Origin of the sequence: Mariniplasma anaerobium, assembly GCF_016865445.1 — a bacterium.
GTDB lineage: Bacteria > Bacillota_I > Bacilli_A > Acholeplasmatales > Acholeplasmataceae > Mariniplasma > Mariniplasma anaerobium.
This window is the reverse complement of sequence record NZ_AP024412.1, coordinates 199,730-218,376: the sequence shown is the minus strand read 5'-3', so window position 1 is coordinate 218,376 and position 18,647 is coordinate 199,730. Positions and strand designations below refer to the sequence as shown.

At 31.3% G+C, this 18,647-nt stretch carries 20 protein-coding genes and 1 riboswitch; of the genes, 2 read left to right on the top strand and 18 right to left on the bottom strand.

Annotated elements, in window-relative coordinates; genetic code table 11:
- Positions 1–15: 15 nt before the first annotated feature.
- From MPAN_RS00995 to MPAN_RS00920, 16 genes are all read right to left on the bottom strand, one after another.
- A complete protein-coding gene (locus MPAN_RS00995; RefSeq protein WP_176239173.1) occupies positions 16–552 on the bottom strand; it encodes a Gx transporter family protein in 537 nt (178 codons plus the stop codon).
- Positions 530–1,015, bottom strand: a complete 486-nt coding sequence (locus MPAN_RS00990) for a NusG domain II-containing protein (RefSeq protein WP_176239172.1) — start codon at positions 1,013–1,015, stop codon at positions 530–532. The genes MPAN_RS00995 and MPAN_RS00990 overlap by 23 nt, the downstream gene beginning before the upstream one ends.
- Before the next feature lie 2 nt (positions 1,016–1,017).
- On the bottom strand, positions 1,018–2,292 hold the full coding sequence (locus MPAN_RS00985) for an FAD:protein FMN transferase (protein WP_176239171.1): 1,275 nt from the start codon (positions 2,290–2,292) through the stop codon (positions 1,018–1,020).
- A gap of 72 nt (positions 2,293–2,364) precedes the next feature.
- Complete coding sequence (locus MPAN_RS00980; RefSeq protein ID WP_231756789.1) at positions 2,365–2,685, bottom strand: (Fe-S)-binding protein; 321 nt, start codon at positions 2,683–2,685, stop codon at positions 2,365–2,367.
- Entirely contained in the window at positions 2,682–2,891 is a 210-nt protein-coding gene (locus tag MPAN_RS00975; RefSeq protein ID WP_176239170.1) for a hypothetical protein, read from the bottom strand. The genes MPAN_RS00980 and MPAN_RS00975 overlap by 4 nt, the downstream gene beginning before the upstream one ends.
- Positions 2,891–3,463: an electron transport complex protein RnfA gene (locus tag MPAN_RS00970; RefSeq protein WP_176239169.1), complete on the bottom strand. Its 573-nt coding sequence runs from the start codon at positions 3,461–3,463 to the stop codon at positions 2,891–2,893. The genes MPAN_RS00975 and MPAN_RS00970 overlap by 1 nt, the downstream gene beginning before the upstream one ends.
- Positions 3,463–4,173 (bottom strand): electron transport complex subunit RsxE, encoded by a 711-nt coding sequence (rsxE, locus tag MPAN_RS00965; protein WP_176239168.1) that lies wholly within the window; start codon positions 4,171–4,173, stop codon positions 3,463–3,465. Before rsxE ends, MPAN_RS00970 begins: the two co-directional genes overlap by 1 nt.
- On the bottom strand, positions 4,174–5,181 hold the full coding sequence (locus MPAN_RS00960) for a hypothetical protein (protein ID WP_176239167.1): 1,008 nt from the start codon (positions 5,179–5,181) through the stop codon (positions 4,174–4,176).
- A 1-nt stretch (position 5,182) separates the two neighbouring features.
- Positions 5,183–5,809 (bottom strand): hypothetical protein, encoded by a 627-nt coding sequence (locus tag MPAN_RS00955; RefSeq protein ID WP_176239166.1) that lies wholly within the window; start codon positions 5,807–5,809, stop codon positions 5,183–5,185.
- Positions 5,809–6,885, bottom strand: a complete 1,077-nt coding sequence (locus MPAN_RS00950; protein ID WP_176239165.1) for an RnfABCDGE type electron transport complex subunit D — start codon at positions 6,883–6,885, stop codon at positions 5,809–5,811. The genes MPAN_RS00955 and MPAN_RS00950 overlap by 1 nt, the downstream gene beginning before the upstream one ends.
- A gap of 11 nt (positions 6,886–6,896) precedes the next feature.
- Entirely contained in the window at positions 6,897–8,195 is a 1,299-nt protein-coding gene (locus tag MPAN_RS00945) for an RnfABCDGE type electron transport complex subunit C (protein ID WP_176239164.1), read from the bottom strand.
- 14 nt (positions 8,196–8,209) lie between these two features.
- Positions 8,210–9,445 (bottom strand): serine hydroxymethyltransferase, encoded by a 1,236-nt coding sequence (gene glyA, locus MPAN_RS00940; protein ID WP_176239163.1) that lies wholly within the window; start codon positions 9,443–9,445, stop codon positions 8,210–8,212.
- 129 nt (positions 9,446–9,574) lie between these two features.
- On the bottom strand, positions 9,575–10,297 hold the full coding sequence (locus MPAN_RS00935; protein WP_176239162.1) for a YebC/PmpR family DNA-binding transcriptional regulator: 723 nt from the start codon (positions 10,295–10,297) through the stop codon (positions 9,575–9,577).
- 3 nt (positions 10,298–10,300) lie between these two features.
- Complete coding sequence (locus MPAN_RS00930) at positions 10,301–10,840, bottom strand: inorganic diphosphatase (RefSeq protein ID WP_176239161.1); 540 nt, start codon at positions 10,838–10,840, stop codon at positions 10,301–10,303.
- A 167-nt stretch (positions 10,841–11,007) separates the two neighbouring features.
- Positions 11,008–11,107: riboswitch (purine riboswitch) on the bottom strand.
- A gap of 29 nt (positions 11,108–11,136) precedes the next feature.
- A complete protein-coding gene (locus MPAN_RS00925; RefSeq protein ID WP_176239160.1) occupies positions 11,137–11,985 on the bottom strand; it encodes a bifunctional 5,10-methylenetetrahydrofolate dehydrogenase/5,10-methenyltetrahydrofolate cyclohydrolase in 849 nt (282 codons plus the stop codon).
- An 11-nt stretch (positions 11,986–11,996) separates the two neighbouring features.
- The gene (locus MPAN_RS00920; RefSeq protein ID WP_176239159.1) at positions 11,997–13,583 is read right to left on the bottom strand and encodes a formate--tetrahydrofolate ligase; all 1,587 of its coding nucleotides are present in this window, start codon (positions 13,581–13,583) and stop codon (positions 11,997–11,999) included.
- A 314-nt stretch (positions 13,584–13,897) separates the two neighbouring features.
- On the opposite strand from MPAN_RS00920, the gene hflX reads away from it, so the two are divergent.
- Positions 13,898–15,142 (top strand): GTPase HflX, encoded by a 1,245-nt coding sequence (hflX, locus tag MPAN_RS00915; RefSeq protein WP_176239158.1) that lies wholly within the window; start codon positions 13,898–13,900, stop codon positions 15,140–15,142.
- 42 nt (positions 15,143–15,184) lie between these two features.
- Here the strand turns inward: hflX and dusB are convergent, their stop codons facing one another.
- Entirely contained in the window at positions 15,185–16,171 is a 987-nt protein-coding gene (gene dusB, locus MPAN_RS00910; RefSeq protein ID WP_176239157.1) for a tRNA dihydrouridine synthase DusB, read from the bottom strand.
- Between the two features lie 82 nt (positions 16,172–16,253).
- On the opposite strand from dusB, the gene hslO reads away from it, so the two are divergent.
- Positions 16,254–17,141, top strand: coding sequence for an Hsp33 family molecular chaperone HslO (hslO, locus tag MPAN_RS00905; protein WP_176239156.1), 888 nt, complete (start codon positions 16,254–16,256; stop codon positions 17,139–17,141).
- Positions 17,142–17,185: 44 nt separating this feature from the next.
- Here hslO and MPAN_RS00900 read toward each other — a convergent pair whose 3' ends face one another.
- Positions 17,186–18,646, bottom strand: coding sequence for a glycoside-pentoside-hexuronide (GPH):cation symporter (locus MPAN_RS00900; RefSeq protein ID WP_176239155.1), 1,461 nt, complete (start codon positions 18,644–18,646; stop codon positions 17,186–17,188).
- Position 18,647 lies beyond the last annotated feature (1 nt).

Below are 18,647 nucleotides of genomic sequence, written 5' to 3'. Positions count from 1 at the left end.
TTTTAATTTTATCTTTTAAGTTACATCATGATACCAAACGTTCCATAAAGCGACAAATTTTTTAGCTATCAGACCTGTAATAATACCTGCAGGTATGCTTAAAAGTAACATGACTGGCATCCAATATAAAACTGCTATACTGCCTATTACAAATATACCTGCTGCAATTTGTCCAAACACATGAAAAACTGATCCGATAACACTAACACCAAGTATACTAAAAATATTTAACTTTTTAAAAACACCCATCGCAATCACTGATGCAGCTGCACCACTTATGCTCATATAAAAAGTAGGTCCTAATAAACGTCCACTTAGAACACCTACTAAAATAACCCTCATTAATGTCAATGCACTACTATCCTTGAATGAATAAACATATAAGATGATTAATGTAATCACATTAGCAAATCCTAATTTAGCACCTGGTATTGGTGATAAGAACAATGCTGATTCTATTAAATTTAAGACAATTGCGATTGCTAAAAAGTTCGCAAGCAATATCATTTTTCTTGTATTTTTCATAATATTAAACGGTGAAATCAGATTCACTATCGACTTCAAATTCTACTCGAACTCGATTAGGTAAGCAAATCAATGGTTTCCCATTTGATACTCCTTCTTTACTACATATATTGTTCGGACTTTGTTCTTCTATGACTTGAACTGTTTTTCTTCCGAAATCATAAGTTATGATGACAACTTGTCTAGTGCCATTAATTTCATAATCGCCTAATAATGTAATTGTTTTTTGTGCTTCGTTGATAATTGGGTAGTTTTGATCATATGAACTTGGAACATTTTGATTTTCAATTAAAATAACTTCATTTTTTGTAAAATCAATAGTAACCAAAGGTTCGTTAGAAGTTCCATAATAAACATGAGCATAACTAGCATCTTCTACAGATCTAAATACTTGAAAATATAAGAAAAAACCACCCACTATTATTAATAGGAAGACAATCAAAAAAATATCTCTTTGATTTTTAGTTGTTTTCTTAATAGTATTTTCCATTGCTAATGTTCCTCAAAAACTACATCTTTTAAATAAGTTGTTATCGTATTATCTTGATTAAAAATAATTAATTCTATTCCAAGATCTGTTTGGTGTTCTAAAAGCCAAGCATCCAAAACTTCAGGACTCATTGAAAATAGTGCTGTAGATAGAGCATCTAATAATCCAGCATCTTGTCCTATGATTGTTACAGCATGGTAATACTGAACAGGCATCATTTCTATTGGAGATACGATATGATGATATCTATATCCTTGATGAAGAATATATTGCTCATAATTTGCACTTGTAGTGACGCTTATATTTTTAACATTTATCGTACCATAAGTGGCTTTGTCTGTAAATTCAATTTTGACTGGATTTGCTAAAGAAACTTTATAAATATAATCTTCATCAGCTCTATTTTTATTTTCACCTAAAACAATTGAACTACTGCCCGATGTAATTGAAAAATATTTTATACTTTGTTCGTTTATATATTCATATGCTTTTTGAGTTGCATACCCTTTTGCAATTGCACCTAAATCAAGCTTAATATCGTTGCCTAGAATAGTTATAAAATACTTATCATCTTCATTGTCTAATAAAATCTCATTGTCTAACAAATCTAATTGTTCTATGTCATCTAATGCATTTTGGTAGCTTTGATCTGAAACTTCTTTTTCATATGCATCATATTTATCAAGCGTAAGTGATTGATCATTAATACTTAAGGTAATGCTTAAAACTGTATTATCATTGTCTGCATCAGTTTGAATAGATGTTATCGTCCCTGTTTGATTAACAATAACTTTATTTTCTTCTGATTTTTCACCATCATAGTAATGATAAACAAATATAGAATCTCCAATTTCATACCCATCAGTAATTTCAGTCATTAACTGCTTCCAGACATCAACTACTTTTCCTATAGATATATCAAAATAATTATCAGATAAATTTTTAATTTCTTGTGCATAGAAAATTAAATCATATAATGGTTGATCAATCTCAAGTTTTTGTCCTATTTTTTGATTAATTGAATATAGATTTTCCATATATACTGATTCTTGTTCAAGCGCATCATAAGATGTTGACAAGTCATGATACATACTGAAAATAGCATCAATATCTTGTTTATATTGATCTGCATCTTTCTCGCTAGAAGCAGACACAGATACCGTAATAAACGTGTCCATATAGTCGTAGAAATTAAATATATATATTTCTTGTGATCGGCATGCGGTTAACATTAATAATGAACTTAACATCATGCCTAAAATAAATAGTTTTCTCATTTGATACCTTCTTCAAGTTTTATCTTTTTTATTATATCATAACAACATAAAGAAAAGGACATATTTAATGTCCTAAATCTTCACATCTACATTTGATCCATCCGCATTTGGATGTTCTTTTAAGTACTCCAAAATAGGATTGAAATGTTTATCAGCTTTCCCTGGTTTACATTTAGAAAGGCTTTTAATTTCACCCGTAACTATTGCTTCTGCAAATGCATGACACCCTGGTGTACCACAAGCACCACAATTATAGTTAGGTAATAATTTTTCAACTTCATTGATACGCGGATCTTCAACAACTGTTAGATATTTATGTGCAAGTGATAAAATTACGCCCATTAATGCACCTAATACGCCTAAAACCATGAAAGGATATAATACTTCGATCATAATTTAACCTCCTTCATGAATTCAAGTGTGTCGCTAAACCCACAACTTCCGCCATCTCTTGAAGCACACGATTCACAATGTTGTGCTTCTAGGTATGCTTCTTTACAACTTTCTGGAACAGCTACTTTACTGTTTAAATACATTGTGCCAACATATAAAACAATGATTCCAATTAAAATAGCCATTAATATTAAGAATTGTTCCATTAGATAAGCCCCGATAATCCCATAAATGCTAGAGCCATAAGCCCCGCAGTTACTAACGCAATTGGCATACCTTTTAGTGCTTTTGGCACGTTCGCACTATCTAATCTTAAGCGAATTGCAGTAAATGTAATAATAATAAATGCAAAACCTAATCCTGAACCTAGAGCATATGTCATTGCTTGTATGTAACTTTGTGGTACAGCTACATTATTTAATGCAACTCCTAATACCGCACAGTTTGTTGCAATCAAAGGAAGATAAACTCCTAAAGCTTTGTATAAGCTTGTGCTCACACGTTTAATGACTAGTTCTGTTAATTGTACTAGTGATGCGATTACTAGGATAAATGCAATCGTATCAATATAAGCTATATTTAATGGTACTAAAACATAATGATATAACGGAAATGTAATAAGTGCTGCTAAGAAAATAACAACAATAACTGCAAATCCCATCCCAACAACTGACTTCATCTTAGTAGACACACCAAAGAATGAACATAGACCTAAGAATTGCATTAAGACAATGTTATTAATTAACATTGCAGAAATTAATATCGCAAGTAAACTCATTATTTCTTAGCTCCTTTCGTTTTCTTTGATTGTCTTATTGCAGTAATAATTGCAAGTAAGAATCCAATCATAAGGAATGCTCCTGGAGGTTGTACTAATACTGAGAATGCATATTTATCTAAACCAGCATTTCCAAGTAATGTATATTCAAATCCAAGTGGTAAAACTTGTCCAAATTTAATCATGCCAGTTCCAAAAAATTCTCTAGCAAAACCTATCATGGATAATGAAATACCAAAACCAAGTGCAACGCCTAGACCATCTAACATAGATGGAAAGACTTTATTTTTAGAAGCAAATGCTTCGGCTCTACCAAAGACTACACAGTTTACAGTAATAAGTGCAATAAAGACACCTAATTCAGCTGCAAGTGATGGTGCAAATGCATCAACAACCATTTTTAATACTGTAACTTCAGTCGCAATAATAATTACATAAGCTGGAATTCTTACTGTTGAAGGTACAAATTTTCTAATCGATGAAACTGATGTATTGGTTAATGTAAGTATGATCATAACCAAGATTCCCATACCAAATGCGCCTTCAAATGTTGCTGTTACCGCTAATGCTGGACACATCCCTAAAACCATTACAAAGATTCCATTTTCTTTCCAAATACCTTTTGTAAAGATATCCATTAAACTTTCTTCTTTTTCCTTAACTTTTTTAGGAGGTATTTTTTTAACCGGTATTTTTTTAGTTTCTGTCATCTAGTTCACCTCACTTACGAAGAATTCTAATAAGGCATCAATTAATGCTCTTGTATTAGAAGCTCCCGCTGTAACATCTTGACTACCATTTGAATCAACTTTTGCTTGAATATCATTTAATGTTAATCCTACATATTCTTCTACATAGGTTTTATTTTTGTTACCATATGAACCGATTGAATGATTATATGTTTCTTCAGGTAATAAGACTCCTACAATTTCACCAGTCATATCAAATACAATGTTTATCACGATGGTATCATATGCTCCATCTTGATACTCACCTCTACCTGTAATACTATAAATATAACCAAGTTCATTTGTTTGATCACTAACAATAAGTTTTGTTGTAATATGTTCTGTTGGAATAAATGTAGCGTCAACTGATAAGTCATAATCCATAATACCAAATATATCTACATATGGATCTTCTTCAGCAAGATTGTAATGAAGAACTATAACATCTTGTATCATTGTTTTTACACTATCTGTTGATACAGTTGCTGGATTTTCTGTAGCGCCCGAAACGATGTCTGCATCAAAACTTGGAACATCATTCACACTTAAATAACTGATGCCATTGTAATTATCTTGTATATATTTTTGAATACCCACAACAGCCCAACTTGATTGATAAATTCTTATATATTGAACGAAAACTTCATTATAAGTATCAATACCAACTAAAAATTCCATAACTCCATAATCAAGGTCTGTCCCAGCTAATGGGAAATCATTTTTAATAATAACATGATATACAGTACCAACAACATCTTCATTTTTATCTACTGCTGTCCACTTATAATCTATAATATGGATATTACGTGAAGATACAGACAACTCAGGAATTTCTACTAATTGTTGCCCATTTATTAAATCAACCTTTTGTCCAAATAATTTATCTTCATCATCATGAAGCACAACGCTTTGATTGACTATAATATATGCCAATCCAATAACTAACATAATTCCTAAATTAATAAGTAAGAATAAATTTTGTCTTTTCATATTATGCCACCTCACTTATAATAAATTTTAACTCGTTTTGATTCTTGTTAAAAGGATTAACTGCAATAGTTTCACTAGCAGCTAAATTGTGGGCAGTTGCAATATCAACTAGCATCTCATTAAGAGTTGCTAAACTATAAGTTGCACCAGCAAGTATATCACCACTAGGCGTTAAATCAGTAATATCTGATCCTATATAGAGAGATAAATTTGTTCTTGTTGCAGGAACATTAAGAGATTGCTCAATAGCAACAAATGTAGCTCCCAAAACTTTTCCATCTAGTCCAACACTTACAACAACCGTCATATCACCAAATTTGTTTGTATTATATGCTTCGTAAATATAACCAATCAATTGCTTCGAAGAATCAGTTATTTTTGCATCATATGCCATATTGACACTTTGAATACTTGATGGATAATCATCTGTTAACTCAATTTCTTCAAACGAAACAATGCCTTCCAGCACAGTTTCAAAAGCTTCAACTTTTGCTTCTAATAAATTATCAGCAATCACTGGTGCAGTTAAATAATTTACACCACCGATAACAACACCACAAGCAATTGAAACAACTGCAAGTACAAAAGTATAATAAACCATTGGTTTTTTCTCAAATAATTTTTTCATTATGCAATACCTCCTACACCAAAGAATACTATAGCAACTAATGCTAGGATTGCTACGCTAGTTCCGATAAAGAAAGCAGGCTTATACTTATTTGTAGCCCATTGAGGATAATCAATTAATGGGACAAACATATTTGAAAATATTAATGCAAAAGCTACACCTTCTGGATATGCTCCAAATAATCTAATTAAGACAACTATTGATCCAACTAATATCCCATAAATCCATCTTCCTGGTCTTGAGGTTGGTGACGTTACAGGATCTGTAATCATAAAGACAGCTCCAAATAATATACCACCTGAAAGTAAGTGGAATAAAGTATATTCAACAACTTGCTCAGGATATAATTTTAATCCTGCAACAAATATTAACAATGTAAATGTAGCTAGAGATGATACAATCACTCTAAAATCCGCTGATTTACGAATTAATAAATAAATCATACCAATCAAAATAGCTAGAGCACTTATTTCACCCATTGAGCCAGGTATGTTTCCTAAAAACATATCAATTAATGGATAACTATTTAAAGTGTATGGAAACCCTGCACCAGTTCTAATCGCGGTTAATGCAGTTCCTCCAGCAATCAAATCAACACCATCATAAGTGCCAGTAAACATATCTGCTAATGCTAAACCTATAAATATACGTCCTGCTGCAGCAATATTAAAAATATTAGAACCCATTCCACCAAACAGCATTTTAGCTACTATGATACCGAAACCGGCACCAGCAACAACTGCGTATATTGGTAATTTAGATGGTAATAACATTGCAAATATTATTGCACTTACTGCAGGAGCAGTTATATTATTAATTGTAAAATCTTTATATCTAGATTTAAATCTTTCTTTAAAGTCATCACTTTTAACAGGCTTATGCATCATGCCAAAAGCAATTGCTTCTAATCCTACCATGACCACTAATGAAACTAATATTCTAATTAGTGAATCCATTCCGAATCTGTAAATTGAAAACATCACAACAGGAGTTAATGCAATTAACACATCAATCATCATACGTTTTGTACTTACATCTTTACGAACATAAGGGCTTGTTTGTTTTATTGTTTGCATGCGTAAACCTCCTATTTGCTCGCAAAGCGTTTTGCTTTGCGCATGGTTTCAGTTAAATGAATTTTAGATGGACATACAAATGAACAAAGCCCACATTCAATACATTTATTAATTCCTAAATGCTTAATCATATCTTTATCTCTTGTCTTATATGCATTCATGATTTGAACAGGTTGAATTCCAACTGGACAAGAATAAACACATGAAGCACAATGGATACATGGTTCTTCATGAAGATCTACTTGGTTTTGAACAATCAATGATGTTGTTGTGTGTGTCATGACAATATCATCTTGTGATACATTGACACCCATCATTGGACCACCTAAAATTAAAACTTTAGGAATTTCTATATCTTTATAGCCTCCAACACTTTCAACTAATTCAGTCATTAATGTTCCAATTCGAGCTCTAAAATTTTGATTTGTTATACCATCACCACTTAGAGAGATATATCTTTCTAATACAGGCAGGTTATGTTTTACAGCTGCAAAAATACTAGCTAATGTAGAAACATTAAAATTCAGAACACCATATTTTGACAATAGTTCCCCTTGAGGAATCTTAATGCCTAAAGCATTTTTAATTGTAAGTATTTCCCATCCTTGTGGATAAAAATTTCCTATTTTTACGACTTCAATATCATAATCGCTATATTCACGAAGTTCAAAAGATAAACGTTCATCGATTTCTTTATATTTCTTTTTAATAGCAATAATTCCTTTTTTAGCACCAGATGCTTTCATTGCATATATAAGTCCTTCAATGATAGCTTTAGGATTAGTTAACATTAACGCATAATCACTGATTAAATTAGGTTCACATTCAACTCCATTAGCCACAACGACATCGATTTTGTCTTTTGTGCTCAACTTAATATAAGTAGGGAATGCACTACCTCCTAATCCTACTAAACTTTTTTCTCTAACAATCGAAACAAAATCTTCTTTTGTTAAAGCATTAATTTCTTCATCTGTTCGATCTTTTATGGTTTTATGCAACTCATATTTAAAATCATTTTTTACGATTAAACAATCTACAGATTTTCCACTTTGATCCATGTGTTTTTCAGTTCCAACAACCTCTCCACTAACTGTAGCGTGCATAGGTTGTTCAAAAAACGCACCTTTTCTAGTCCCGATTACTTCACCAACTTTTACAAATTGACCACCTCGCACACATGTTTCACCATCTGCACATCTAGAACTTGTTACTGGATAGTATAAGTATTTAGAATCAGTGTAATTTATTATTGGAAGTTTCTTTAGTTCTTTTTTACCATCAGGAATAAATCTCGTCTTCTCAATCATTTCTAATTTCCTTTCTAATATAACGGATATTTTTTAGTTATTTTTATGACTTCATCTCGTACTTGATTTAAAATATCTTCGTTATCAATATTTTTCAATACTTTGTCTATCAGTAGAGCAATCATTTCCATTTCTTCTTCTTTAAATCCTCTTGTTGTAACAGCAGGTGTTCCTAATCTAATGCCACTTGTATATCGTGGTTTTTCATCATCAAAAGGAAGTCCATTTTTATTACATGTAATACCAACTTCATGTAATACAGTTTCAGCTTTAAGTCCCGTAACTTTATATTGTGATTTAACATCAACTAATAATAAATGATTATCAGTTCCACCACTGACGATACGACACCCTAATTTACTTAATGCGCTGGCTAATGCTTTTGAATTTTTTACAACTTGTTCTTGATAAGTTGTGAAAGATTCATCTAGTGCTTCTTTAAAAGCGACACCTTTTGCTGCAATCACATGCATTAAAGGTCCACCTTGTATACCAGGGAAAACTGCTTTATCTATTTTTTTAGCAATCTCTTCGTTATTTGTTAAGATAATTCCACCACGTGGTCCTCTTAATGTTTTATGAGTAGTTGACGAAACAACATCTGCAAATTCCATAGGCGAAGGATGAACTTTTGCCGCAACCAATCCTGCAATATGTGCCATATCAACATGAAGATAAGCGCCAACTTCATCAGCAATTTCTCTAAATTTTTTAAAATCAATAATTCTAGAATATGAACTAGCTCCAGCAATAATTAATTTAGGTTTTACTTCTAAAGCTATTTTTCTTACTTCATCATAATCGATCATCTCAGTTTTTTTATCTACACCATAGAAAAAGCTTTGATATAACTTACCTGAGAAATTCAAGTAATATCCATGCGTTAAATGCCCGCCTTCAGATAATGACATACCCAAAATAACATCTCCTGGATTTAGAAGCGCATGATATACAGCCATATTTGCTTGAGATCCTGAATGAGGTTGAACATTAACAAACTTAGCATCAAATAATTTTTTTAATCTATTTTTTGTTTCAGTTTCAATTTCATCAACAAATTCACATCCGCCATAATATCTTTTTTTAGGATAGCCTTCAGCATATTTATTAGTTAAAATAGAACCTTGTGCTTCTAATACAGCTTGTGAAACGAAATTCTCAGATGCAATTAATTCAATGTTGAATTCTTGCCTGTTTTTCTCACTTTGAATGAACTTATCCATTAAAGGATCACTTGTTTTTAATTTCATACTTTCCTCCTAGCGTAGTCTTCGACTTATTATAACATAATAAGAAATAAATAAAAAGATGACCTAAAGCACTTTCATGCGATCATCTTTACTATTTTTTAACCTATTTTAGACATTTTATAATTCATGTTAGTCTTGTTTAACATTATGGTAAACATCTTGCACATCATCAAGTTCATTTAACATATCTAACAATCTTTGAAATGTACTTTGATCTTCTTCAGATGTTAATTCTGTATCCATGATTGGCAGCCACATAATTTCATCAGTAATAAACTCAAGTTCAGGATTTTCATCAGTAAATGCAGTTCTTATTTGGTTGTAATCTTTAGCATCACCTAAAATAGTCACACCATCTTCTTCAGCTTCTATATCAGTCACATCTACATCATTTAACACTAATGTTTCTAAGACTTCATCTTCAGTCAATTCAGGAACTGTAAATACAGCTTGGTGATTAAATTGATGTAGCACAGAACCCGATACACCTAATTTACCATTTGTTTTTGTGAAGGCGTTTCTAACTTCAGCAATTGTTCTATTGACATTATCAGTTAAACATTCAACAATAATCATTGAATTTCCTGGCCCAAAGCCTTCATATCTTGCTTCTGAATAACTTTCTTCAGAACCACCTTTGGCTTTATCAATTGCACGCTTAATGACATCTGCAGTAACTTGATCTTTTTTTGCTTTTTCAATAATTCTTTTTAATGTTTGGTTTAATTCTGGATCAGGTGTACCACTTTTAGCTGCCATATATATTTCTTTACCATATTTGGCATATAGTTTACTTTTAACAGCTGCAGTTTTACCCATTGCAACTTTTCTTACTTCAAACGCTCTACCCATAAATCATCGACCTGTCTTTCCGAATTTCTCTTCGTATGTTTTCATGCTTTCTAAAATGATTTTTTTTGCTGCTTCTCTACCTTCAATATCAAGGATATAAGTTTTCTTGCCTTCAAGAGATTTATAGACTTCAAAAAAATGTCCCATTTCAGTTAATAAATGAGCTGGAAGTTCATGAATATCTTTATATTGTGTTAGAGAAGGATCACCAAATGGGATCGCTATAATTTTTTCATCAATTTCATCAGAATCAATCATTTTCATAACTCCAATGGGATAACATTCAACAATGGATAATGGTTCAATATCTTCTTGACATAAAACTAAAACATCAAGTGGGTCATTGTCTCCTGCATAAGTTCTAGGAATAAACCCATAATTAGCTGGATAATGAGTTGAAGTAAATAGTATTCTATCTAATATAATCATACCAGTATCTTTATCAAGTTCGTATTTTTTCTTTGAGCCTTTAGATATTTCAATACACGCAATAAACTTATCTGGTGTTATACGTGATTTACTTATATCATGCCATATATTCATTTAATCAATCTCCTTTTTAAAGCACATTATTATTTTAGCATTATATCGGTAAAAAAAACACCCCAAAAGTGCGGTGTTTTTAAATAAAAGCGATGTTACATTACCCACTTCGCCCCTTGATGTATCATAATTATACGCATATCAAGGCTACGTTTAGAAAAACAACCCCTAAATGTTTAATTAATCGTAGTCGGAATATAAGGCATTCCGGTAGAAACGTTATCTCCATCATAGATAACTTATACGATAATTATATACACAAATAGTATATCAAGTTTCATAGTGATTTGTAAAGGTTATTTTGCTATATGTTCTAAATATAATTCAAATGTATTTTCTAATAGACTATGTATAGTCATAGGTCCAACTCCACCGGGAACCGGTGTTAGATATGAACATACCTCTTTTAAATCAGAAAAATCTGCATCTCCAATAAGTTTGCCATCTACTCTATTGACACCAACATCAACAACAATTGCTCCTTTTTTAACCATATCTTTAGTTAAAATATGTGGTCTACCCGCAGCTACTACTATAATATCTGCCTGTTTAGTATACATAGATACATCTTTTGTTTTTGAGTGACACACTGTAATGGTTGCACCTTGATCCATTAGAAGTCTTGCAACAGGAAAACCAACAATATTGGATCTTCCAATAACAACAGCATTCATTCCTAAAAGATTAATGTCATATGCTTTTAGCATTGTCATAATACCTTTAGGTGTAGCTGGATATATTGTTTTCTTCTTTTGGTATAAGTATCCTTGGTTAATTACATGAAAACCATCTGCATCTTTATTTTTTGATATCATATCAATTAATAAGCTATCATCAAGATGTTTAGAGATTGGTAATTGTAGTAAAATACCATCTACCAAATCATCTTCATTTAAATTTATAATTAAATCTTCTAATTCTTTTTGTGAAATGTTTTCATCTAAATGATGCATGTCATGTTTAATACCTACAAGTTCACATGCTCTTTTTTTGCCTTTAACATAAGAAAGACTTGCTGGGTTATTCCCAACTAATATAATCGCAAGTTTAGGACTTCTATAATTATTAGAAACAATTCTTTCTATTTTTTCTTTTAATTCCAAGTTTCTTTTAATACTTAAAGCTTTACCATCTAATAAAATCATATAAGTTCCTCCTAGTCTATAAGATTGCCGTTTTCATCAAGTTTCATTTCTAATGCTCTAGGTGTTTTATTTAATCCTGGCATTGTCATGATACCTTTAGTTAATGCAACTAAAAATCCAGCACCCATTGAAGGTTTTATGTCATTAATTTCTAATGTGAAATTTTTAGGTAATCCAACTAATTTGGAAGATCCTGAAATTGATAATGGTGTTTTAGCCATACAAATAGGTAAATTCCAACCAAGTTCTTCGTATTTATCTAATTGTCTTAATGCTCTATCTGAGAATGCAACATCTTTAGCTCCATATATTTTCTTAGCTATTTTCTCAATTTTAACTCTTGGTAAATCTGCTTCATCATAGGTATGGACTAGATGTGATTCTTTATTGGTGATTTCAACGATTTTACTTGCTAAATCAACCATACCTAACCCACCTTCACTAAATCCTTTACAAAGAGATATCGGATAATTCCGCTCATTTGCCCAGTCAAGTAATACTTTGATTTCCTCACTACTATCATTATAAAAATGATTGAGAGCAATAATATAATTCATACCAAAGTTCTTAATATTTTCAATATGTTTTTCTAATAAAGGCAACCCTAATTTCATTGCTTTAATATCTTCTTTATTAAAATCTTCAGCTTTACCATGAGATTTTAAAGCTCTTATGGTTGTTACGATAACAACTGCATCTGGAGCTTTTGGTAAATATGGCACTTTCAAATCTAGAAATTTTTGCATCCCTAAATCTGCACCAAATCCAGCTTCAGTAACTGTATAATCACCTAATTTTAAAGCCATTTTAGTAGCTACAACACTATTACATCCATGAGCTATATTTGCAAATGGACCAGCATGAATTAATGTTGGTACACCATCAATTGTTTGGACTAAATTTGGATTGATTGCTTCTTTTAATAATAAGACAAGTGCATCTGCTCCACCTAAATCTTTAACAAATACTGGATCATTGTCTTCGTTATAACCAATTAATATTTTATTAATTCTAGTTCTTAAATCATCTAAATCAAGAGCAAGTGCTAAGATAGCCATAATCTCTGATGCTGCAGTTATGATAAATCCATCTTTTCTTGAAGGTGTTTCAATAGATCTTAGTGCACGGTCATTCATGTCCATTGCACGTTTCCAAGTGACTCTTTTGATTTTTAATTCGTTACCTTGGTATATATGATTATCAATTAATGCGCTTAAAAGATTATTTGCTGCAGTGATTGCGTGAAGATCTCCTGTAAAATGAAGATTAATATCATCTATAGGTACTACACTGGATAATCCGCCTCCAGTTGCTCCACCTTTTAAACCAAAAACTGGTCCAAGACTTGGTTCTCTTAATGCAAGAACTGGGTGTTTTCCAATTTCTTTTAATCCTTGAGCAAGTCCAATAGAAATTGTTGTTTTCCCCTCACCAGCAGGTGTAGGATTAATCGCTGTAACTAGAACAAGTTTGCCATCCTTTTTTTGTTCTAATCTTTTCATCATTTTTAAATCAATTTTTGCCTTATAAAAACCAAATGGTATACACTCGTCTGATTGCACACCCATTTTTTCACAAATACTAGTAATTTTTTGCATATTATGCCTCCCTTAAATATAAAAGTATGTTGCTTGTAAGATACTTTTATTATATCATATATTTAATTCTTTAATTAGCCAGTCGCTCTTTATAGATTTTCTTGTTTTTTATGTATTTTGTATAAGTAATATTTGTTATACACAAATTAAAAGGTTATAATATGTTTGTATATATAATGTATACAATTTAAGGAGGTATAACCATGAACATTAACCTTATACTATCAAATCTTTAATTAAAAGCTCTTTCGAATTATTTTAAAAAAGTAACCGAATACGAGCAGTTTGTTATATAACACACAAAGAGGTAAATTATGGATAAAGCAATACTCGTCGGTTTAAATGTTTATCAAGATGAAAAAGCCGTTTTAAAATCACTTGATGAACTTGAGCATCTAGCAGATGCTCTTGGCATAAAAACAAAAGATAAAGTATGCCAAAATGCAAAGAAAGTTACACCAAAATATTATATTGGTAGTGGAAAAGTATTAGAAATCAAAAAGATGATCGAAGTACTTGATATTGACATCGTTATATTTGATGATACATTATCACCAGCACAATTAAAAAATCTAGAAAAAGATCTAGATTGCCAAGTTATTGATCGTAGCTTTTTGATTATGTCTATTTTTGCAATTCGAGCACAAACTAAAGAAGCAAAATTAGAAGTTGCCCTTGCACAAAAATATTATACACTTCCTCGTCTTATTGGTTTAGGTAATTCATTATCTAGACAAGGTGGGGGTACTTATAATGCTAAAGGTCCTGGTGAAACAAAACTTGAACTAGATCGTAGAAAAATTTTAAGAGAAATCGGTCAAATTCAAAGTGAATTAGAAAAAATAAAAAAAGAAAAAGAAGTTTCTCGTAAGCGTAGAGCAAAAAATCAGATTCCCGTTGTTGCCTTAGTAGGCTATACAAATGCTGGTAAATCATCATTAATGAATTCCTTAAGCGATGCACTTCATCATGATTCTGAAGATGTCTTAGAAAAAGATATGCTTTTTGCAACATTATCTACAAAAGCAAAAAAATTACAAAAAGACAATAACCCGCCTTTTATATTAATTGATACTGTTGGGTTTGTTAATAAACTTCCTCATGAACTAGTTCGTTCGTTTGAATCAACGTTAAGTGATGTCGTTCACGCTGATTTATTAATTCACGTTGTAGATGGAGCTTATTTTGATCAATTACAAATTGATGTTACAAGACAAGTCTTAAAAGAAATAAATGCAGATCAAGTTGAAAGACTTTTAGTTTTAACAAAAAAAGAAATCGCGACAATTACTCCTGCTATTGATGAAGACTATATCTTTGTATCTAACAGAACAAAAGAGAATATTGATTCATTAATTGATGCAATTTATGGCCATTTATATAAAGACAATAGAATTCACATTCTAAAAATTCCTTTTGATCAAGGTAACATTTTTTCTATTCTAAAAGAAAATAATACAATTTTAGAAACCAAATATGAAGATGATGGCACTTATGTAAAAACAATATTATCTCCAGAACAGTTAAAACAATATAAAAAATATGTACAAAATATTTAAAATAAAAGGATGAGTGTTCAAAAGAACATTCATCCTTATTTATTATTGATTTATGACATCATGATCAAAGAAATAATTCACTTGTTCAATAAACTCATCCTCATTATTAATATGAGACAATTGCTTTCTAAGCGTTGATGCATGAGGAATTCCTTTTAAATACCATGGACCATGACTTCTCATTTCAAGACATGCAACATGTTCACCCTTCAATTCTATTAAAGCTTTAAAATGAAGAATCATCATTTCTTTAATTTCTTCATATGTAGGTTTATCTAATATTGTTCCATCTTTTAAGTAAGCTTCTATTTCTCTAAATATCCATGGATTACCTAAAGCACCACGTCCGACCATTACTGCATCACATCCAGTATAATCTAACATATGTTTAGCACTCGCACCATCAATAACATCGCCATTACCTATAACAGGAATACTAACAGCTTGTTTAACATTTTTAATAACATCAAGGTCAGCTTTTCCTGAATATCCTTGTGATCTAGTTCTTGCATGCACTGTAATTGCAGATGCACCAGCAGCTTCAATTTTTTTTGCAACTTCAACTGCATTAATACTATTAAAATCCCAACCACTTCTTATTTTAACTGTAACTGGTTTAGATACTCTTGAGACGATTTCTTTAACGATATCATATATTTTATCTGGATTTTTCATTAACGATGCCCCAGCTTGTGCTTTAACTGCAACTTTTGGAACAGGACATCCCATATTAATATCGATAACATCACAATTGCTATGCTTATCAATATAAACAGCGGCATCAACCATAGTTTCTAAATCTGATCCAAATATTTGTTGAGCCATAGGTTTTTCATAGTCCGTCATATAAAGTAAATTTAATGTTTTTTCATTCTTATGAAGCAGTCCTTTATCAGAAACCATTTCAGCAAAAACTAAGCCCGCACCATATTTTCTAGCAAGTACACGAAAAGCGCTGTTTGATACTCCAGCCATTGGTGCAAGTATGATTTTATTTTTAATTTCTAAATCTTTAATCTTAAATGACATAAAATTCACCCGATTTATTGTATCATAAGTTTAAAGACAGTGCAATTATGCTACAATATCATTGAAAAGGAAATGAGAATATATGAAAGATTATGCTTTAATTGCATCCGCTTACGATAAATCTGTAAGAATATATGCAGCACATACAACTAACCTAGTTGAACACGCTAGACAAATCCATAAAACATGGCCAACCGCTACTGCAGCATTTGGACGATTTTTAACCGTATCTGTAATGATGGGGTTAATGTATAAAAAAGATGAACGTATAACCTTAAGAATCAAAGGTGATGGGCCTATCTCTTCTATGCTTGTAGAAGCTAACTCGAAAGGTGAGGTTAGAGGAGAAATTAATAATCCTGAAGTTTATATTAAATATACCGATGGACCTAAAAAAGGGAAATTAAATGTAGGTGAAGCTGTAGGAAAAGGTGTTATCTATATTACTAAAGATTTAAACATGAAGGAGTTTTTTACATCTTCTTCTGAAATACAAACAGGAGAAATAGCTGATGATTTCACATACTATTTTGCTTTAAGTGAACAAGTCCCAACTTCTATCGGCTTAGGTGTTCTTGTCAATACCGATCAGAGCGTATTAGCTAGTGGTGGATATATTTTACAACTTATGCCTGACGCTAGCGAGGAAGTTATTACACATCTAGAATCAGTCATATCTAATTTAAAACCTATTTCAACTTTAATTCATGAAGGAAAGACACCTGAAGAAATTATTTCTCTTCTTTCTGATGGCACATCAAAAATTTTAGATAAAAAGGATTTAAGTTATGTTTGTCATTGTAGTAAAGATGGTTTTGCTAGATCACTTTGTTCTTTAGATGAACAAACAATGAGAGAACTTATAGATGAAGATGAAGGTGCAGAAATCATATGTCATTTTTGTCATGAAAAATATCATTTCACTAAATCTGAATTAGAAGATTTAAATATCAAACGAAAAGAAAAATAAATGAAAGAGGCAATCGCGTGCGATTGCCTCTTTTTTTATTTTAATTATTCTTCTGCTGAAACTCTTTTTAATAAATCTGCTGTAATTTCTTTATACATTTTTTCATCTAATTTATATTTCCATCTATAAATGATGTAAGATGCAATAATTAATATAAGTGGGAGCACAATCATAGAAACTCTCAACCATATTAACATCTTATCGTCAACGAGAGTTGAAATTAAGGTTCTAATTTCAGCAGTTTCCATATCTGGATTACTATTGACTGCATCAGCTACCGGCTTAATAACCTTTGAATTTAATCCTGAAAAAGCTAATGTCATTGTAACTACGATATTTTGAAATGCTGTAGCTAATTTAGTAACAAAAGGATTAATAGAAAATACAACACTATCATTTCTGGTTCCTAATTTCCATTGTCCATATTCTATAGTATCTGCAAGCATTACCAGAACTAGAACTTGAATGAACCCTTGCCCACTAAATAAAACTAATCCGGCGATTCCAATAAATAACATATTCATTGGAAGTATATATTTAACACTCATAAATAATAAATATCCAATAACAACTAAAATTACACCAAGTGTAAACACATTTTTTCTACCAATCTTACGTGAGAGTAATGGGAATAGTGAAATTGCCGTTAACTGACTCACCGCAAGAATTCCAGAAAAGATCATAAATTCTGTCCCACCATAGCGATTGAAATCGAAATCAAAGAAATAGATACCTAATGCAGTAGTGATAAAATATCCTGTATTAAATAACAGTATCGCAACAATAATGACAACTAATTGATCATTTTTAAATATAATTTTTAATAGATTTTTAAATTGAGTTTTTTCTTGTTTAACATGAGTAATTGCGTTTTTTGGTTCTTTAACAAAAAAGAAAACTGCAACTTGTGATCCTATAAATATAAGCCCTATAACAATTGCTAATATCATGAATGCCTGTCTAGGCCCACCTGCATAATTTTGGTAAAAAATAGGCACAAATGCAATCACAATAAACATACCTAAACTAGCAAATATTCTCGCTAATGATCCAATGCTTTCTCTTTCTTTTGGATCAGTTGTAAACGTAGGATACATTGACCAATAACTAATATCATTCATCGTAAACGTCATCCCTGATAATACATAAAGTATCGAAAATACTGCAACAAACGGCCATCCTAACAATCCAAAATCTTGGAATAATGCAAAGAAGACAACTGCTGAAGTTATTGCACCAAGCAATAACCAAGGTTTAAATTTACCAAATTTACTTCTTGTATTATCAATAATAATACCCATGAATGTATCATTGATCGCATCCCACACTCTAGCGATTGCAATAATGACCCCTACTGCTACTAACTCCCAATCTGGTAATCCAACTGCGTTAGTTAAAAAAACTAGCAAATATGTTGAATATAAAGCATACATCATGTCTCTTCCTATAGCTGCAGTTGAATACACATACTTCGACTTTTTATCGAATTTTTGAATCGTTGCCATC

Coding starts and splice junctions, on each gene's coding strand:
- MPAN_RS00950 (WP_176239165.1), bottom strand. CDS start 6,885: ATGCAAACAATAAAACAAACAAGCCCTTATGTTCGTAAAGATGTAAGT.
- MPAN_RS00980 (WP_231756789.1), bottom strand. CDS start 2,685: ATGATCGAAGTATTATATCCTTTCATGGTTTTAGGCGTATTAGGTGCA.
- MPAN_RS00925 (WP_176239160.1), bottom strand. CDS start 11,985: ATGATTTTATTAGATGGTAAAGCTTTAAGTATTAAAAGAAACTTGGAA.
- MPAN_RS00930 (WP_176239161.1), bottom strand. CDS start 10,840: ATGAATATATGGCATGATATAAGTAAATCACGTATAACACCAGATAAG.
- MPAN_RS00960 (WP_176239167.1), bottom strand. CDS start 5,181: ATGAAAAGACAAAATTTATTCTTACTTATTAATTTAGGAATTATGTTA.
- MPAN_RS00920 (WP_176239159.1), bottom strand. CDS start 13,583: ATGCAAAAAATTACTAGTATTTGTGAAAAAATGGGTGTGCAATCAGAC.
- dusB (WP_176239157.1), bottom strand. CDS start 16,171: ATGTCATTTAAGATTAAAGATTTAGAAATTAAAAATAAAATCATACTT.
- MPAN_RS00900 (WP_176239155.1), bottom strand. CDS start 18,646: ATGGCAACGATTCAAAAATTCGATAAAAAGTCGAAGTATGTGTATTCA.
- MPAN_RS00935 (WP_176239162.1), bottom strand. CDS start 10,297: ATGGGTAGAGCGTTTGAAGTAAGAAAAGTTGCAATGGGTAAAACTGCA.
- MPAN_RS00945 (WP_176239164.1), bottom strand. CDS start 8,195: ATGATTGAGAAGACGAGATTTATTCCTGATGGTAAAAAAGAACTAAAG.
- MPAN_RS00975 (WP_176239170.1), bottom strand. CDS start 2,891: ATGGAACAATTCTTAATATTAATGGCTATTTTAATTGGAATCATTGTT.
- MPAN_RS00955 (WP_176239166.1), bottom strand. CDS start 5,809: ATGAAAAAATTATTTGAGAAAAAACCAATGGTTTATTATACTTTTGTA.
- hflX (WP_176239158.1), top strand. CDS start 13,898: ATGGATAAAGCAATACTCGTCGGTTTAAATGTTTATCAAGATGAAAAA.
- MPAN_RS00985 (WP_176239171.1), bottom strand. CDS start 2,292: ATGAGAAAACTATTTATTTTAGGCATGATGTTAAGTTCATTATTAATG.
- MPAN_RS00970 (WP_176239169.1), bottom strand. CDS start 3,463: ATGAGTTTACTTGCGATATTAATTTCTGCAATGTTAATTAATAACATT.
- rsxE (WP_176239168.1), bottom strand. CDS start 4,173: ATGACAGAAACTAAAAAAATACCGGTTAAAAAAATACCTCCTAAAAAA.
- hslO (WP_176239156.1), top strand. CDS start 16,254: ATGAAAGATTATGCTTTAATTGCATCCGCTTACGATAAATCTGTAAGA.
- glyA (WP_176239163.1), bottom strand. CDS start 9,445: ATGAAATTAAAAACAAGTGATCCTTTAATGGATAAGTTCATTCAAAGT.
- MPAN_RS00990 (WP_176239172.1), bottom strand. CDS start 1,015: ATGGAAAATACTATTAAGAAAACAACTAAAAATCAAAGAGATATTTTT.